We start from the raw sequence: 15,656 nt of genomic DNA on the forward strand, positions 1-15,656 counted from the left end.
CAGTCGCGACCTCTCGACGATATTTACCCTACTGTCTCAAAGCGCGATTAGTCAGATGATGTCATAGTTTTATGGCTTGGTTGATCATCTAGGCTATTGCCTAGAAGACGGTAATTTACGATCTCTCCAAGCTTAATTCGGTTTAGATAGTCTTCGACTTCATGTTTAACTAATGGGGCAAACAAATAAAGACCGATGACGTTAGGCAACGCAATTAGAAATACTAGGGCATCAGAGAACATCAGTACAGCATCGAGATGGAGCATGCAGCCTATAGCAACAAAGCAACAGAACATAAGTTTGAATAAAAATTTTGAGTGACGCTTCTCACCGAAGAGATACGTCCACCCCTTCAACCCATAGTATGACCATGCAATGGTAGTTGAAAAAGCAAATAACAGAGCTGCAATTGCTAGTGGATAAGGGGCCCAAGTAAAATGATGTGCAAAGACAGCCGAAGTTAATTCAATACCAACAAGGTCACCATTAATCAGGCCGGCTGGATAAGCAGTAGAAATCACCACCAGGGCGCTCAGAGTACAAATAACAACGGTGTCAATCAGTGGTTCAAACAAGGAAACTAGGCCTTCAGAAGCCGGTTCCTCTGTTTGTACCGCCGAATGGGCAATGGATGATGAGCCTATTCCGGCCTCATTAGAGAATACCGCCCGCTGGAATCCAACTATGATGGCTCCAATTGCACCACCAGTGGCACTTTCTAGGCTAAAAGCGTGTAAGAATATGAGTGATACAGCACTTGGTAAGTGCTCTACGCTTTTGATAAGAATAATGCAGGCAGAAATCACATAGAGAATAGCCATGATCGGAACAAGTTTGGCGGTTACCTTAGCGATGGAACTGATACCTCCAAGAATGACTAGAGCTACTAGCACCGCCATAATCAAACCAAACAGCCAACCTTTATCGGCAAAGAAGCTTTGGCTTTCTCCTGTGATAACCAGTAACTGTGAATAGGCTTGATTTGATTGGAACATGTTGCCAATTCCTAAGCACCCAATAACAAGAGCAAGTGCATAAAAGCTTCCTAAACATTTACCTAAAGTCGGGTAGTTACGACTTTTTAAATAATGCTCAAGGTAGTACATAGGGCCACCTGAAATACTGCCATCTGGATTTACTTTTCGGTACTTTACACCCAAAGTACACTCAACCAGCTTGGTCGACATACTGAGAAAGCCAGCCATGATAAGCCAGAAAGTTGCGCCTGGTCCGCCAATAGTGATTGCTACGGCGACGCCACCAATATTACCAATCCCGACGGTCCCTGATATTGCAGTGGCAACAGCTTGAAAGTGAGAAATTTCCCCCGTTGCTCTTGGGTTGGTGTAGTCGCCTCTAATTAATCGAAATGCTGTTGCCAAACCACGTAAATTAACAAAATTCAAATAAAAGGTGAAAAAAACAGCGGCAACGCTTAGCCAGAGAACAATGATGGGCACTGAGTAACCGAATAAGTTTATTTTGTAGAAAACGATTGAAGAGAGTTGGTGTGCGATAGGAGAAATGATGGAATTGACTTGCTGATCAAAGTTAAGTGCTTGAGCAGAGTTTGTGGCCAAAGCGGGAGAAGACAAACTTAATGGTACAAACCAAGCTAGCACTCGAAAGGCTTGATTAAGTGGATGTAGATGCATTGCTTAAAGTCCTGCGTTATTAACGGCATAGGATTCATCTTAGATAAAAGATCCGAATACTATTAGAGCCAGAAGTATGTTAAAAATGGGGCCAGTAAGTTGCTAAATTGTTGATAGTTATAATAAAATGAAACATTTGTTTTACATGGAGTTTGACGAAGGTGCCAGTCTACAAACTCAGATTAAGAATATGATCACCTCCAGCATTCTCGATGGTCACATTAGTTCAGGTGCACCATTACCTTCATGTCGAGAGCTAGCAAAAACGCTTGGAGTTTCCCGTAATACTGTGGTTCTTGCTTATGAGAGGCTGATTGAGGAAGGGTATGCAATTGCCAAAGAGAGAAAAGGATTCTTCGTCCACTCTACTTATGACGAGAATCTAGTGGCAAGTCACTCCTCTTTACCGTCAAGAGGATCGAATGTTAATTGGGATAAGAAGCTTAAACTTATGCCGTCTCAGCAACATCTTTTTTATAAACCGGATGCTTGGAAGCAGTGTGAATACCCATTTATTTATGGGCAACCTGACCCTGATTTTTTTCCTGTTAGGGAATGGCGCGAGTGCACTCAGCGAGCTGCACAGACTTTGCATGCAAAAGAGTGGCTTCAAGACCGTTTCGATGAAGATGACTCGTTATTAATTGATCAACTTAGGACTCGTATTCTTGCTCGCCGAGGGGTTCGTTGTAACAAAAATGAGATCTTGCTTACGGTGGGTACCCAGCATTCATTATATCTACTGAGTCAATTGCTCGGTGGCGATCACGCTTGTCTCGGGTTAGAGACTCCCGGTTATTCCGATGTTCGTCACATTTTTGATCTTAACCAAACACAACTTCGTGAGTTGGACGTAGATGAAGGTGGGTTGGTCGTGAACCAAAAGATGGATGGTTGTGACTATGTATTTGTAACGCCCAGCCATCAATCACCTACAACTGTCACCATGCCGCTTGAGCGTCGCCTTAAGTTGTTGCAAAAAGCGGCTGACCATGATCTTGTGCTTATCGAAGATGATTACGAATGCGAGATTAATTTTCATTCAGCGCCAACTCCGGCACTGAAGAGTCTAGATAATGAAGGTCGGGTCATTTATATAGGTAGTTTGTCAAAAACACTTGCTCCGGGCTTGAGAGTTGGCTACTTGGTTGGGCCAGAAGCCTTAATACGTGAAGCTCGTGCGCTGCGGCGATTAATGATGCGTCACACTCCATCGAATAATCAACGCGCATTAGCACTTTTTCTAGCTGGTGGGTACCACGATACTTTAGTACACAGACTGACGCTTAGATATTCTGAGCGCTATGAGGTGCTAAAAACAGCCTTACAAGAGTTTCTTCCTAGCGTGGAATTAACACCATCATTAGGCGGAAGTGCGATTTGGCTTAAAGGAGCTCCAGGTTTAGACTGTGTCCGTTTACAAAGAGAAGCGTTAAAACATGGTGTGTATATCGAGACTGGAATACAGCACTTTCATCAACTGTCCAATAACGAATATGAGGCAAGCCGATATTTCAGGTTGGGGTTTTCTTTGATAAAGACGGACCGTATTCGAGATGGAGTCCGTCTTTTATCGTATGCGGTTGATCAAGTGCTTTCGACTACAACGCTGGCGTGAGTATCTTCTCTTCTACTTCTGTCAGTGCCTTGTCGATCGCTTGTGCTATCAGGTCGATCTCGTATTGCTGAGTAATAAGCGCAGGACTTAAACACAAGGTGTTATTGAGTGTCTGGAATGAGCGATTCGTTCTGCCAATAATAACGCCTTGTTTTAGGCAGTTAGCCGCAATGGCAGCACTTATACTCTCATCAACAGGTTGCTTGGTTTCTTTGTCTGTTACAATCTCGAGGCCGACGAAGAGACCTTTACCACGTACATCACCGACAATGGGGTGTTTTTTCTGTAACTCAAGCATCTTTTCTTTCAGGTATTCGCCTTGTATCCGTGCATTTTCGACCAAGCTTTCTCTTTCTATGATCTCTAGATTAGCTAGTGCAGCGACAGGCCCTGCAGTACAACCACCAAACGTAGAAATGTCGCGGAAAAAATCCATACGACTGGTTGTATCTTGATCATGGATCAATTGATAAATACGCTCCGTGGTTACCGTGCATGAGATAGCGGCATAACCTGATGCAACACCTTTAGCCATAGTGACGATATCAGGCTGTATGCCGTAATGCTGATAGCCAAACCACTTACCAGTTCGGCCAAGGCCACATACGACTTCATCGATGTGCAGTAGTACATCATATTGGTGACATATTTCTTGTACACGTTGCCAGTAGCCAATTGGTGGCTCAATAACACCGCCTCCTGCCGTAATAGGCTCAAGGCAAATAGCGCCAACGGTATCAGGTCCCTCTCTCAGTATTACTTTTTCAATTTCATCGGCTGCTTTAAGACCATAATCTTCCATTTCGCCCCATTGAGAACGATACTCACAGCAGTGAGGTACGCTAACAAATCCAGGAGTAAATGGCCCGTATTGATCGCGCCTTTCTTCTTGGCCTGTTGCGCTTAAGCACGTAATCGTTGTGCCATGATAGTCACGCTCGCGATAAAGTATCTTGTACTTTTTTCCGCCATATTTTTTTGCAGCAATTTGCCTTACTAGTTTAAATGCTTTCTCGTTGGCCTCAGAACCAGAGTTTGAGTAATAAACGCGGCTTAGTCCAGGCATTTTCTCAAGGAGCTTTTTGGCAAAGCGCCCAGCGGGCAGGTTACCAGCGGTTTGAGCAAAGTAGTTCATAGTCACTAATTGGTCTCTAACGGCATTCGCGATCTCTTTGCGGCCGTAGCCAACATTGACACACCAAACGCCACCCGAGACAGCATCTAAGTATTGTTTGCCGTGGACATCCCAGACATACATACCTTGGCCTTTTTCGATCATCATAGGCGTAGCTTGGTGTGGCTTCATATGGTGCCAGACGTGCTCATTGTTGCTGTCAACCAGTGATTGAATATCCATGTCCTTCATCATCAGCTCCTTAAGATTACTACTTTTTATAACGGCTTAACTTTGATGCTCGATGAATGAACCATTAGGTCAGGTTAACTCACCACTTGCTTAGTTAAGGTGTTGTGCGTGTGAATAAAGTTTACAGACCAATGTGACGAGTTGAGTAGAGCCAGATGTGGACAGTTTTTAAGTCCAGTTCTGGTACCAAAAAAAATGCTTGTTGGCTCTACGCTCAATGGGTTAGGTCACCTACATTAATGGTTCTGTTTATGACTGGGTAGAAAAATAAGCAATGGATGTTATTCCTCTGTCAACCACAACCCTAGCTTTAACTACCTTGGTGGTGGTTTTGGCTTCCGTGCTATCGAGCTTGACAGGGAGTGCTGGTGGTATCTTGATGTTCACTGGCATGAGTGTATTCATTCCCGTGAGGCCATTAATTGCAATTCATGCATCCATTCAGATTGTGGGGAATGGCATTCGTGCTTGGTTATTGCGTCGTGAAGTTTCTGCCCAAATGTGCATACCATTTTGTATTGGTGCTTTGATCGGTGCTGCGTTGACGACCAGATTGCTGGTTGAGCTAGTAAGTGATTTGTTTGCCTTATATCTATTACTAATACTGATTGCTTATACATTGTTTAAACCCAAGAAACTGCCGATGTTAAAGATAAAAGATCGGAGTTTTTTTTGGGTAGGGCTGGCAGCAGGAAGTTTAGGAATTATTGCGGGTGCAGTTGACCCTTTGCTTACGGCATTTTTCATGCGTGATGATTTGTCAAAGGAAAGTATTGTTGCCAACAAGTCTATCATGCAGCTTTTTGTCCACTTAACCAAAATACCGGCATTTCTCTATCTTGGCTTTTCATTCTCTGACAATGCTGGGCTGATTGTAATTTTTGCTCTGGCTGCTTTTTTAGCAACAAAGCTAGGAGTGTTTCTACTGACTAAGGTAAACACAGCCTTATTTTTACGTTTGATGTGGTGGGCACTGCTAATATCTGGCGGGCAATTGGCCTATCAAGTTATCACCATACACCTTAACTAGAATAATAGGAAAGACTTATGACATTGGCTTATCAGGTAAAAAACCCTTATACACAAGAGAGCATTGGTCAATTTCACTTTAGTTCAAAAGAAGAAATTGCAAATTGTTTTGCCATCCTTCATGAGGGGCGTGAAGTACAGTCGAAGCTAAGGGCTTTTCAGCGTTCTGATATTTTGCGTAGATTAGCGGGTTTATTAGAAACCCATGCTGAATCTTTAGCATCAATGATAACGCAAGAAACAGGAAAAACGATCGCAGATAGCCGAATCGAGTTGACGCGTGCTATTAATACCACCATTGCTTGCAGTGAAGAAGCACGTCAAATCCAAGGTGAAGTGCTGGACTCTGATGCCTATGCACCTGCGAGAGGCAAAACTGGTGTTGTTCGTTACACTCCTATCGGTACCGTGCTATGTATTACACCTTTTAATTTCCCTATTAATATAGCAATGCACAAAATTGGCCCAGCTTTTGCTGCAGGCAACCGGATTATTTTTAAACCAGCACCGATTAACCATGGTTCAGCAGCAAAGTTGGTCGAGCTTTGCTACGAAGCGGGCATCCCAAAAGAAGTGCTGCAGCTTCTTGTGCCAGATATTAATCAAATGGCTGGGCTAGTGAGTCATCCAGACGTTAATGCGGTGAACTTCACCGGAGGTCATCCAGCGGCTGAAGCTATCGCTGCCCACGCAGGTTATAAAAAAATGCTGTTTGAATTAGGAGGCAGTGATCCACTCATTGTCATGCCTGATGCAGATCTTGAAGCTGCGGTTAATGCTGCTATTCAACAGCGTTTTGCTACGGCAGGTCAGCGCTGTACTGCTGCGAAACGTTTGTTTGTCCACCAAGACATATATAATGAATTTCGTGACTCACTGTTGAGCGCGAGCAGTGAGCTTGTTATAGGTGATCCTGCTGAAGAAGCGACTTTTGTCGGGCCGCTTGTCAACGAGCAATCCGCTATTCAAATACAAGATGTGATTGATCAAAGTGTGAAAATGGGCGCCCACATTGTTCTTGGTGGACAAAGAGAAGGCAATATTGTTTTTCCGACCATATTAGAGAATGTGCCAGATGATAGCCCAGTGATGACAGAGGAAGTGTTTGGCCCGGTTATTCCATTGCGTGAGTTTGCGTCTATCGATGAGATTATTCCTATTATCAATAGTAGTGATTATGGTCTTCAGGCTGGTGTATTTACTCATGACTTGAGAACAATAAATAGGTTGTTCGATGAGCTAGATGTGGGGACTCTTGCGGTGAATGACGGTCCTGGATTTAGAGCAGAGCACTTTCCATTCGGAGGGGTGAAGAATAGTGGTATTGGTCGAGAAGGAATAAAGTATGCGATAAGAGAAATGTCTGTTACTAAAACGCTAGTGTTATAAATATTTATCTATGGTGTGTAGATGTAGTTTGGACATTAGATTACGCAACTTCACTCATTTATGGGGAAGTTAAGCAAAAGGTAACTCGTTTTTCTCTAAATTAAAGCCCGTGAAGTTTTAACGGGCTTATCGGACAATACTTCACAGGCTTCGATTTTGAGAGCGATACTCATTTTTATAAAAATAATTTTATAACCTATATACATGATAAGTAAGTGATTTTATTCAAAGCAACCCCACCTACCTATCAGTAGGTAGATAAAGTTGTTGACGTGAAACCGATCCGATCTTAAAGTACACCCACTGACGAGGAGATGGTCTCTACTACTCCTCCATTTTTTTGAATAAGAAACCTATCTACTGGTAGGTAGTTTTTAGATTAAGGATTTCATTATGTTTAACACATCTTCTATTGCACTAATTGTTGGCGGTTCTTCTGGTATGGGTAAAGCAACAGCAGAGCGACTGCTTAAGTCTGGTGTGCCTGTAATGATTCTCTCTCATGACAAACAGAATCTTGCTGAAGCAAAATTGGAACTGGAATCAACTACGAATGGTCATGTTGAAACGGCTCAGGTTGATTTATACGACCCTTCTGCTGTTCAAAGCTTTATTGAACAGTTGAATGCAGAAAAACGTCACATTGGCTATTTGGTGAATGCGGCTGGTTTCTTCAAACCTGTCGATTTCCTAGAGCATTCTGAGCAAGATTACGACCTTCAGTTAGATATGAACCGTGCTTTCTTCTTCATTACACAAGCTGTTGCGAAAAATATGAAACAGCACTGTGGTGGCGCAATTGTAAACATCGGTTCTATGTGGGCACACCAAGCAATTAAAGCAACGCCTTCTTCAGCTTACTCAATGCAGAAAGCGGCACTACATGCACTAACAAAAAACTTGGCCATTGAACTAGGTGACCACGGTGTACGTGTAAACGCAGTGGCTCCAGCAGTCGTAATGTCGACAATTTATAAGTCATTCATCGCTGAAGATGAGATTGAATCTGCACTACAAGGTTTTAACGACTTCCACCCAATCGGTCGAATTGGTTCTACAGACGATGTTGCTGACGCGATTGAGTACCTACTATCGAATAAGTCTTCTTGGGTAACGGGCACGATTCTAAATGTCGATGGCGGCGTTATGGCGGGTCGAAACTAAATTATTTACGACTTTTCAAGATGTGGCAGTTGTTTCAATAAAGAAATACTGTAACCAAACGAATAAAAATTAGAAATAGAAAGGCTAATGTATGCGTAAGATAATTGCACTTGGATTAATGGCTACTTCAATGAATACTGTTTTTGCTGCAGATGGGGCTTATACAGGAACTATTGATACGACAACGAGCAAAGGCAATCAAGTAAAGGTAGAGCGTGTCAAGGTTGATTTTATTCTTAAAGGAAGAAATAAAGCGTCTAATGGCGGTTTGAAATTTAGTTCGAATGCTTCACATGACCAAAAATTCCAATTGAAAGGTCGTCGTGATTAACGCTAAATCATGCCATGAAAATACTGTGCCGTCGGGTGCAGTTTTTTCGTTTTGTGATTAGGGGGAGCATTGGTGCGAACTAGGTAATAATGTGGACTGGCTTTGTTAAGTAATTCAGCTTAGAGATAGAGTCGCCCGTTTCTTGTATTTCTTAGTCAATACGATAAAGTTTTAGGCACACCTAATCCAGTAAGCTTGTTCAACGCTTTTATAATCGCATAGGTTTCACCCACCTGAGCATTGTAGTTCCCCAGGATTAATTTTTCACCTAGCAGCTGCTTTACTCGGTACATTGCGGTCTCGGATAGAGAGCGCTTGTGATAGCCATACCGCTTTTTCCACTTCTTGTTGGAGCCGCAGAGCTTCTGGCAACCCACCCTTAAGTTACGAACATGCCCTTGTTCCCAGAAGGCTGCCCTTTCTCTTGGCGGGATGAGCGGAACAGCTCGCTTGATCAGTATGGCATCATGGCAAATCCTTGTGTCATAAGCGCAATTATCTGATATCTCAATGATTTTCCGACGTGTCTGCATGAGTAACTTGGGGAGCACTTCGGCATCGGTTACGTGAGATAAGCTCAGCTCTGCTGTGCTATCTCGTGGGGGCTTGTATCTACTGCGATGTGCAGCTTACGCCATACTCTGCGTATCCCGTCAGTTCTATGCTTCTTGACTTTACATTCACCTTCGCCATTAACCTTGAGACCAGTGACATCAATGGCTAGGTTTTGTATCACACTTCTGGTTTTAGTTTTAAATGAAACCTCAACATCTTTAGATCGACGGCTTATACAGGTGTAGTGTGGGCCAACCAGCGGAATGTTAGCCAGCTTAAATACGGAGTCTAGAAAACCTTGCAGCGCTTAAGATGATGATTTTCATAATATCTCCTAGATTTATGACGCTAATTTTATCCTACTAAATTCTCCATAGCACTACTGTCAGCGAATTAGCAAATCATGCACTTCTTTTTGTAACAAATGGCGATCTAACGTGGTTGGTTGTAATAGCTTACCAATATTGACCTCGATACGAGACCAAATACGAGTCGGGCGCTTAGTTAACGCGTGTCCATTTTTATGGCTGAAGAAAGAGCCCCATAAGCCCTTTAACGCCATTGGAATCACGGGTACAGATCTTCTCTTTAAAATCTTCTCAACACCGGGTCTGAACTCGCCCAGTTCACCATTTGAGGTCAAACGGCCTTCAGGGAAGAGACAAACTACTTCATCGTTACTAAACGCTTGCTCAATCTGTTCGAAAGCTCTTTTGTAAGTCTCTGCACATTTGCGTGGAGAGCAGATTGGGATAACTCCAGCATGACGAAAAACGTGTTTAAGAACAGGTAGCTCACTGATTGACTTGTCCATCACGAATCGAACTGGGCGGGTTGATGTACCCATTAGAATCAAAGCGTCCACATAGCTTACATGGTTTGCCACAATCAGGGCAGCGCCTTGCTCCGGGATATGCTGACGACCGGTTACCGAAACTCGGTACAGGCAGTGGCTTAGCAAGTAGCTAATAAAGCGCTGAGTAAACTCAGGTACTTGACGGTAAACATAGATGGCTACGATGAAGTTACCGACGGCCAAAATCGCAAATAGCTCAACAATAGAGAACTCAAAAACACTTAACACCAAGATAGAAACAGCAGCGGAAGCGACCATAAACAGTGCATTCATGATGTTGTTTGCCGCAATAGATTGAGCACATTCGCCTTCTTCTGAACGCGATTGGATAAACGCATAAAGGGGAACAATAAATACACCTCCGCTCACACCCACCAAGAACAAGTCGATCATCACTCTAATATGCGAAGACTGAGCAACAAAGCTTTGTACATCGTAATATTGACTTGGGAAAGATTCGATTGCAGGTACTGCCCATAAAAGGTCGGCACTGAAAATCGTTAAGCCCAAAATACCAAATGGTAGAATACCCAGTTCAACTTGATTGAAAGACAGCTTTTCACACAACCATGAACCCGTCGCGATTCCAACTGAGAATAGAGCTAACAGCAGAGAAACCACAGTGCTGTCTGCAAATAGGTGTTCGCGAGCAAAGTTCGGGAATTGAGTTAGGTAAGTCGCACCCATAAACCAGAACCAACTGATCGCGAGAATAGACATCCAAATACCGCGTTGTTTTTTTGCCAGTTTGAGTGTTTTCTTCAAACCAGTAATAGGTTCGAATTTTACTTTGTCACTTTTCTTACTTGGCAGAGAAGGGATGTTAGCGCTGCTTAAAAAGCCTAGAAGTGAAAGCGTAATTACAATGCAAGAGGCGATAATCATGCCGTTTGGAACTGCAAGCAGAAGACCTGCGCTTAATGTACCAATCAGGATAGAAAGGAAAGTCCCAATCTCAACCCAAGCATTACCTTTAACTAGATCATCCGATTTTAGCGCTTGAGGAAGTAGAGCGTATTTCACAGGGCCGAAGTAAGCCGATTGAGCGCCAGTCATGAAGAGTAGTCCCAGCATTAGGATAGCACTCTGCGTCATGATAGCCGTCGCAGCACAACTCATGATCACCAATTCAATAAGTTTTAAGCGGCGGATTAGCTTAGCTTTGTCCATGTTGTCGGCAATCGCACCAGCGTGAGCTGAAAACAGAAAGAAGGGAAGAATAAATAAGCCAGCCGCAAGGTTAACAAAAAGATCGACCGACATCGGTAGTGAATCAATTTGGCTGTAGGTCACCATCAGCAAGAGAATATTTTTGTAGATATTGTCGTTCAGTGCACCAAGGCACTGAGTAACGAAATAGGGGAAGAATCGTTTAGTAAGAAACATGCTGGCTCCGTAGGGGCAAAATCGCGTTGAGATGGGAGCACTTTAATGGCTGAGCTTTAGGAAACCAGCGTAAAGAAAAGAGTTACGTTATGAGAAACCAAAAGTAACACTTTGCGATACTTCTGGTTTCATTAACTTGAGACATTGAACGGATAGGTGCTTTTATACGTTACGAGATTAGCTTAATGTCGGAACCAGACGCTGAGCATTCTCAATGTAACGAACAAGATAAAGCCAGACAGTCCAATAAAGCCCAAGGTGATGAGATAAAAGAACAGACGCACCAAGCGAACTTTCATTCGTTTGAAAAAACCGAGGCTTGGTGTAAGTTCAGGAACATGCTGAAAGCTTGAGAACATCACCCAAGCGGCAAGTGCCCACAACGCCGTTACGCCACTCGGAATAAGATAAGACTCCCCAACCACATCAGAAAGTTGCAAGAGTGTGGCAATGAACACCGCAAAACCAGCAAAGGCAATGAGTATGAATAAAGGGAGAATAGGTCTCGTCTTGACCGATAAGCTTTTGAGTTTATCGAGCATCAGGTAGTACCTACTTGCGTTCCCAAGGGTTAAACAGCGGGAATGTCCAACGACGCATCGCAATCACCAGAGAGGTACCGTGCTTCTCGTTCATATCCAGTGAATCGTCGCTCTGACAGGTCTGATAAAACTCATCAATGACCTTTTGTAGCTTCTGCTGCATCTTCTTGTTAGTTGGTAAGCTCATTAAGCCCGTTGCCATCACTAGCTTTTCATCTTCAGCAGAGAAATAGCTCTGGAAGAAAGCTTCTTGAACTTGTTGCTGGAAGAAACGCTGAATAGGGCCACCTGTGTGCCAACGGAAAGTCGGGGAAATACGCAGGCGAATCTTGTTACCTGGCAGCAAGTCGATGATATTGAGACGATCGAGTTGGGCGAGCTTTTGTATCAGCTCTAACTCATCAAAGGTGTATTGCTCGATGATTTGCTCGAAGCGATAACCATTGACCACACAAACCGCAACCAACAATAAGCCTTTATCATCAACCAGCTGTTTTTCTTGTTCTAGCGTGAGCGACTCCAGCCCTTTGTTGTGTGCCGCAGCCAGCTTAAATAGCTCAGACATCTCCAAACCAATTAGTTGACAGATACGCTCCAATCGATCGAGGCTAATTTGACTGCCTTCTGCCAATAAGCGCTTTATGGAGCCCTCGCTTAACTCCAAATGTTGTGCAACATCGACATAGTGCAAGCCATACAGCTTGAGTTGGCGTTTGAGTTCTTTGATAAGGTCTTGACTTTCTGACATATTAACCTTTACTCCTCAGTGTAATTATTCTAGCGAGATTGATTTACTGTTTAATGTTCTCGATTCGCATATTCGACTATCTCAAGCGCTGTATCCAGTTGATACTGTTCAATCTAAGCTGGATATTCTTACACACGACAGCGTTAATCTAAAAGAAATCGACCCAATGATGAGTGTGGACTAATTATTTATCTGGTCGGTGATAATTGCGATTAATTGGGGGAAAAGAACCCTTTTGCAGTGTTGCAAAATGTAACTCACATGATTCAATATGCTCGGTACTTATCGTCTTTATCGATTGGAAAGAAAGTGGCTAACTCAGCTAGAAAGACAGGTATAAAATCAGTATTTGAACCATTTAACTTACTTCTTCTTGTTTTTATGGCTTTGCTTACATTTCTATTTAAGTCATGACTCAAAGTTTTTCGCTGAACTCATCACACTGATTGCACTTATAACCCTGTTTATAGAAAAACAGAGGAAAGCCTAACAATATGAACACCAGAAACGCTGGCCGCTTACCCTTTGTATAGGCAGATAAGTCACTACTTCCGCAGTGAGGGCAAATGTCTAGCTTTTCTCCTATTTCTTGAGAGTGACTTTCTAGGCATTCAGAAAAATCACCATTAAGAATTTCGGTTGCCTCCTCTAAGTCTTCTTCTGAAACCATTAATCGAACACCTCCAATTGCATTCGAATATAGCCATTGTGTATTCACCGTATGTTCATCTCCAATGAAGCTTTTAATACCAGCACTTTCTAGACTAGCTTTGGCAATATGGGCTTCATGAGGAAAAGAAAACCTTGCTACTACAATCATGAATTTCTCCTAAAGGTATAGACATAATGCCCCCACGAATGAGCTAAAGTCCTAACAGTCACCATTTCTCGATTGTGACGCTGTGGGGTCGATAACCTTATCATCACAAAAGCTTATAGATTCTAAATGACTCACTTATAACTTGTTCAATATTTCACTGTCTAGCTCATGAATTTTGAAACCGAAGACAAGGTGAACCCCCTCAAGTGCTTCATCAGAAAGTAACGTTTCTAGGATTAATGCTTGTTTTATAAGCATGAGCCCAGGTCGATTAGAAATATCCATATATATACTTCAATCTTTCAACAGCCTCACTCCCACTCAATGAACAAAGATAATAAAGTCATTAGCCACAAGGCTATCCTCAAACACTTACAAATCTATCTTGAACCTATGTTGCTCGATAAAGCCCAAAATACCGACGTTTCCTGGGTCATGGCGATGGTCAAAGATGAAGCTCTTAAAGCCGTAATTGTGCATACTCGTGGTAATCAAGCAAAACCCGCGAAGTTATTGGGCATTAGTCGTAGTAATTTCACTATCAAAATAAAAGATACAGCCTCTCAACGACAAGGCAGGTGAAGCTTCACTGTGCCGGTATATTTGATGTGCTCTTTAAGAGTTTAGAACACCGACTTTTAACTAATCGTAACTCATTATTGGACAAAAGTGAGTTAGAGCCGAAGCTCTAACTAGTTCCGTGAACATTAGAGAAAGTAGCTTGAGCCTTAAACGTTTGTTATAACCCGACCGCTTTTTCTAACTCTGACTTTGTGAAGAGAGGGCTAAACTTAAGACCCAATTTTTCTAAGTTCTCTCTGCCACTACCTTCTCGGTCAATTACACAAACGACATTATTGACAATAGCACCACGAGCACGTAATTCGTTAACTGCGTCAATTATTGCTCCACCCGAAGTTACAACGTCTTCAACAATCAAAAGTTCCTGATTGTCTATTTCGCCGCCCTCAGCTAACTTACACGTACCATACTCTTTAGCTTCCTTGCGGACGAATAAAACTTGCTTTTGAATTCTTAAAGAGAGTGCCGTAGCTATTGGAATTCCGCCCATTTCAAGACCAGCCAATTGGTCAAAACTTGAAGGCAAAACCTCTTCCAAGTGCTCTGCGATTGCTTGTAAAATTTGTGGGTTCGATTCAAACAAGTATTTATCGAAGTATTCCGTCGCAGTGACACCTGAGCGTAACTTAAAGCTGCCCTTAATATTTGATATTTCGTAGATTTCTTTAGCCAACTGTTCCTTGTTCAATGACATTCTCCTTCAATTTTATACTAGGGTTATAACAGCTATACTAGACAGAATAATTCTGTACTTAAATATAGAATTATTCTGTCTAGTATCTTAATGACGTAAACAATACATCTGTTTTTATATGAATAACAATACTTTAAGTTCTACAGTTCCGTACCTACATCACTAAATACAGATTTTTCTGTAAAGCATGAATTGATAGGCAAAATATGTTCCAGCCTGATGTACGAATAAGGGTTAGACGATTTGCCAGCAAGCTGTTGCCACAATAGTTCTCATGCTTAATTCATACGTTCTAAACACACTTTGGGGCAAAGACGTGTTTGGTAATCAACTAATTTAGCTGTGATCACCAAGCGATTCTGTCGTACCTTAACTACCAAGCGACTTTGTCGTTAGCCTAATTACCGATGGAAATTGTAACTAATTTTACTAACCCTCCCCTCCAAATTTTGCATGCAAAATTTGATAGATACCATCGCTGACGAATTACAATACATACTGTTTAGTGACAAGCAATGCATACCTATTCACCTTCGCGCTGAGCATTCATCTTCTTAACGACACGTACAACTGTTCTCGCTGAGACGCCTATCATTTTGGCTGTCTCATTAATGCTCATCTGGTTACCCACTCTAAGCTTGTAGATTTTTTCATGCAGCTCTAAATCTGGCTTTCTTCCTTGATACTTCCCTCTTTCTTAGTCTTCTCGATACCTTGTTTTTGGCGTCGGCGTCTGTCTTCATAATCTTTTCGAGAAATTGCAGCCAACATGTCCATCATCATGTTATTGATGGCTTTGATCATTGAGTGCGTGAACTCATTAGAAATTTTTTGGGCCAGTGCAATATGAACAGCACGACCAATACTGGGCACTAAGTTAAACGACTTTACATACCCTTATTTATTCATAAATAACCAATT

At 42.5% G+C, this 15,656-nt stretch carries 14 protein-coding genes and 2 pseudogenes; 6 read left to right on the forward strand and 10 right to left on the reverse strand.

Annotation, left to right across the window (positions count from 1 at the left end):
• Positions 1 to 47: 47 nt before the first annotated feature.
• Positions 48 to 1,622 carry an alanine/glycine:cation symporter family protein gene (locus A3712_RS20735; protein ID WP_231891852.1) on the reverse strand — a complete coding sequence of 525 codons (1,575 nt, stop codon included), beginning with the start codon at positions 1,620 to 1,622 and terminating at the stop codon, positions 48 to 50.
• A gap of 160 nt (positions 1,623 to 1,782) precedes the next feature.
• On the opposite strand from A3712_RS20735, the gene pdxR reads away from it, so the two are divergent.
• Positions 1,783 to 3,273, forward strand: coding sequence for a MocR-like pyridoxine biosynthesis transcription factor PdxR (pdxR, locus tag A3712_RS20740; protein WP_063524881.1), 1,491 nt, complete (start codon positions 1,783 to 1,785; stop codon positions 3,271 to 3,273).
• Here pdxR and A3712_RS20745 read toward each other — a convergent pair.
• Positions 3,257 to 4,642, reverse strand: coding sequence for an aminotransferase family protein (locus A3712_RS20745; protein WP_197465880.1), 1,386 nt, complete (start codon positions 4,640 to 4,642; stop codon positions 3,257 to 3,259). The two genes, pdxR and A3712_RS20745, sit on opposite strands and share 17 nt — an antisense overlap.
• Before the next feature lie 271 nt (positions 4,643 to 4,913).
• Here A3712_RS20745 and A3712_RS20750 point away from each other — a divergent pair, with 271 nt between their 5' ends.
• From A3712_RS20750 to A3712_RS20765, 4 genes are all read left to right on the forward strand, one after another.
• Positions 4,914 to 5,669, forward strand: a complete 756-nt coding sequence (locus tag A3712_RS20750; RefSeq protein WP_082856284.1) for a sulfite exporter TauE/SafE family protein — start codon at positions 4,914 to 4,916, stop codon at positions 5,667 to 5,669.
• Between the two features lie 17 nt (positions 5,670 to 5,686).
• A complete protein-coding gene (safD, locus tag A3712_RS20755) occupies positions 5,687 to 7,057 on the forward strand; it encodes a sulfoacetaldehyde dehydrogenase SafD (protein ID WP_063524884.1) in 1,371 nt (456 codons plus the stop codon).
• A 393-nt stretch (positions 7,058 to 7,450) separates the two neighbouring features.
• The gene (locus tag A3712_RS20760) at positions 7,451 to 8,221 is read left to right on the forward strand and encodes an SDR family NAD(P)-dependent oxidoreductase (protein WP_063524885.1); all 771 of its coding nucleotides are present in this window, start codon (positions 7,451 to 7,453) and stop codon (positions 8,219 to 8,221) included.
• A gap of 91 nt (positions 8,222 to 8,312) precedes the next feature.
• Positions 8,313 to 8,552: a hypothetical protein gene (locus tag A3712_RS20765; protein ID WP_063524886.1), complete on the forward strand. Its 240-nt coding sequence runs from the start codon at positions 8,313 to 8,315 to the stop codon at positions 8,550 to 8,552.
• A 155-nt stretch (positions 8,553 to 8,707) separates the two neighbouring features.
• Here A3712_RS20765 and A3712_RS20770 read toward each other — a convergent pair.
• The 6 genes and pseudogenes from A3712_RS20770 to A3712_RS27540 all read right to left on the reverse strand — a co-directional run.
• Positions 8,708 to 9,414, reverse strand: a pseudogene (locus tag A3712_RS20770) (IS5 family transposase); the annotation flags it as partial.
• 78 nt (positions 9,415 to 9,492) lie between these two features.
• Complete coding sequence (locus A3712_RS20775; RefSeq protein ID WP_063524887.1) at positions 9,493 to 11,349, reverse strand: MFS transporter; 1,857 nt, start codon at positions 11,347 to 11,349, stop codon at positions 9,493 to 9,495.
• A 182-nt stretch (positions 11,350 to 11,531) separates the two neighbouring features.
• Positions 11,532 to 11,891, reverse strand: coding sequence for a hypothetical protein (locus A3712_RS20780; RefSeq protein WP_063524888.1), 360 nt, complete (start codon positions 11,889 to 11,891; stop codon positions 11,532 to 11,534).
• Between the two features lie 10 nt (positions 11,892 to 11,901).
• Positions 11,902 to 12,639: a helix-turn-helix domain-containing protein gene (locus tag A3712_RS20785; RefSeq protein ID WP_063524889.1), complete on the reverse strand. Its 738-nt coding sequence runs from the start codon at positions 12,637 to 12,639 to the stop codon at positions 11,902 to 11,904.
• 415 nt (positions 12,640 to 13,054) lie between these two features.
• A complete protein-coding gene (locus tag A3712_RS20790; protein WP_063524890.1) occupies positions 13,055 to 13,459 on the reverse strand; it encodes a putative signal transducing protein in 405 nt (134 codons plus the stop codon).
• A 135-nt stretch (positions 13,460 to 13,594) separates the two neighbouring features.
• The gene (locus A3712_RS27540; RefSeq protein WP_157618829.1) at positions 13,595 to 13,744 is read right to left on the reverse strand and encodes a hypothetical protein; all 150 of its coding nucleotides are present in this window, start codon (positions 13,742 to 13,744) and stop codon (positions 13,595 to 13,597) included.
• 39 nt (positions 13,745 to 13,783) lie between these two features.
• On the opposite strand from A3712_RS27540, the gene A3712_RS20795 reads away from it, so the two are divergent.
• On the forward strand, positions 13,784 to 14,041 hold the full coding sequence (locus A3712_RS20795) for a helix-turn-helix domain-containing protein (protein ID WP_063524977.1): 258 nt from the start codon (positions 13,784 to 13,786) through the stop codon (positions 14,039 to 14,041).
• Between the two features lie 157 nt (positions 14,042 to 14,198).
• Here the strand turns inward: A3712_RS20795 and pyrE are convergent, their stop codons facing one another.
• Both pyrE and A3712_RS27940 read right to left on the reverse strand, forming a co-directional pair.
• Positions 14,199 to 14,729, reverse strand: coding sequence for an orotate phosphoribosyltransferase (gene pyrE, locus A3712_RS20800; RefSeq protein WP_063524978.1), 531 nt, complete (start codon positions 14,727 to 14,729; stop codon positions 14,199 to 14,201).
• A gap of 529 nt (positions 14,730 to 15,258) precedes the next feature.
• Positions 15,259 to 15,584, reverse strand: a pseudogene (locus tag A3712_RS27940) (recombinase family protein); the annotation flags it as partial.
• Positions 15,585 to 15,656: the final 72 nt, after the last annotated feature.

The sequence above is a fragment of the Vibrio sp. HI00D65 genome (genome assembly GCF_001635455.1).
GTDB lineage: Bacteria > Pseudomonadota > Gammaproteobacteria > Enterobacterales > Vibrionaceae > Vibrio.

Bases quoted from the DNA above. Each gene is read 5' to 3' on its own strand.
- pdxR (WP_063524881.1), top strand. From the start codon at position 1,783: ATGAAACATTTGTTTTACATGGAGTTTGACGAAGGTGCCAGTCTACAA.
- A3712_RS20760 (WP_063524885.1), top strand. From the start codon at position 7,451: ATGTTTAACACATCTTCTATTGCACTAATTGTTGGCGGTTCTTCTGGT.
- A3712_RS20790 (WP_063524890.1), bottom strand. From the start codon at position 13,459: ATGATTGTAGTAGCAAGGTTTTCTTTTCCTCATGAAGCCCATATTGCC.
- A3712_RS20780 (WP_063524888.1), bottom strand. From the start codon at position 11,891: ATGCTCGATAAACTCAAAAGCTTATCGGTCAAGACGAGACCTATTCTC.
- A3712_RS20745 (WP_197465880.1), bottom strand. From the start codon at position 4,642: ATGATGAAGGACATGGATATTCAATCACTGGTTGACAGCAACAATGAG.
- A3712_RS20765 (WP_063524886.1), top strand. From the start codon at position 8,313: ATGCGTAAGATAATTGCACTTGGATTAATGGCTACTTCAATGAATACT.
- A3712_RS20785 (WP_063524889.1), bottom strand. From the start codon at position 12,639: ATGTCAGAAAGTCAAGACCTTATCAAAGAACTCAAACGCCAACTCAAG.
- A3712_RS20775 (WP_063524887.1), bottom strand. From the start codon at position 11,349: ATGTTTCTTACTAAACGATTCTTCCCCTATTTCGTTACTCAGTGCCTT.
- A3712_RS20795 (WP_063524977.1), top strand. From the start codon at position 13,784: ATGAACAAAGATAATAAAGTCATTAGCCACAAGGCTATCCTCAAACAC.
- A3712_RS27540 (WP_157618829.1), bottom strand. From the start codon at position 13,744: ATGGATATTTCTAATCGACCTGGGCTCATGCTTATAAAACAAGCATTA.
- safD (WP_063524884.1), top strand. From the start codon at position 5,687: ATGACATTGGCTTATCAGGTAAAAAACCCTTATACACAAGAGAGCATT.
- A3712_RS20750 (WP_082856284.1), top strand. From the start codon at position 4,914: ATGGATGTTATTCCTCTGTCAACCACAACCCTAGCTTTAACTACCTTG.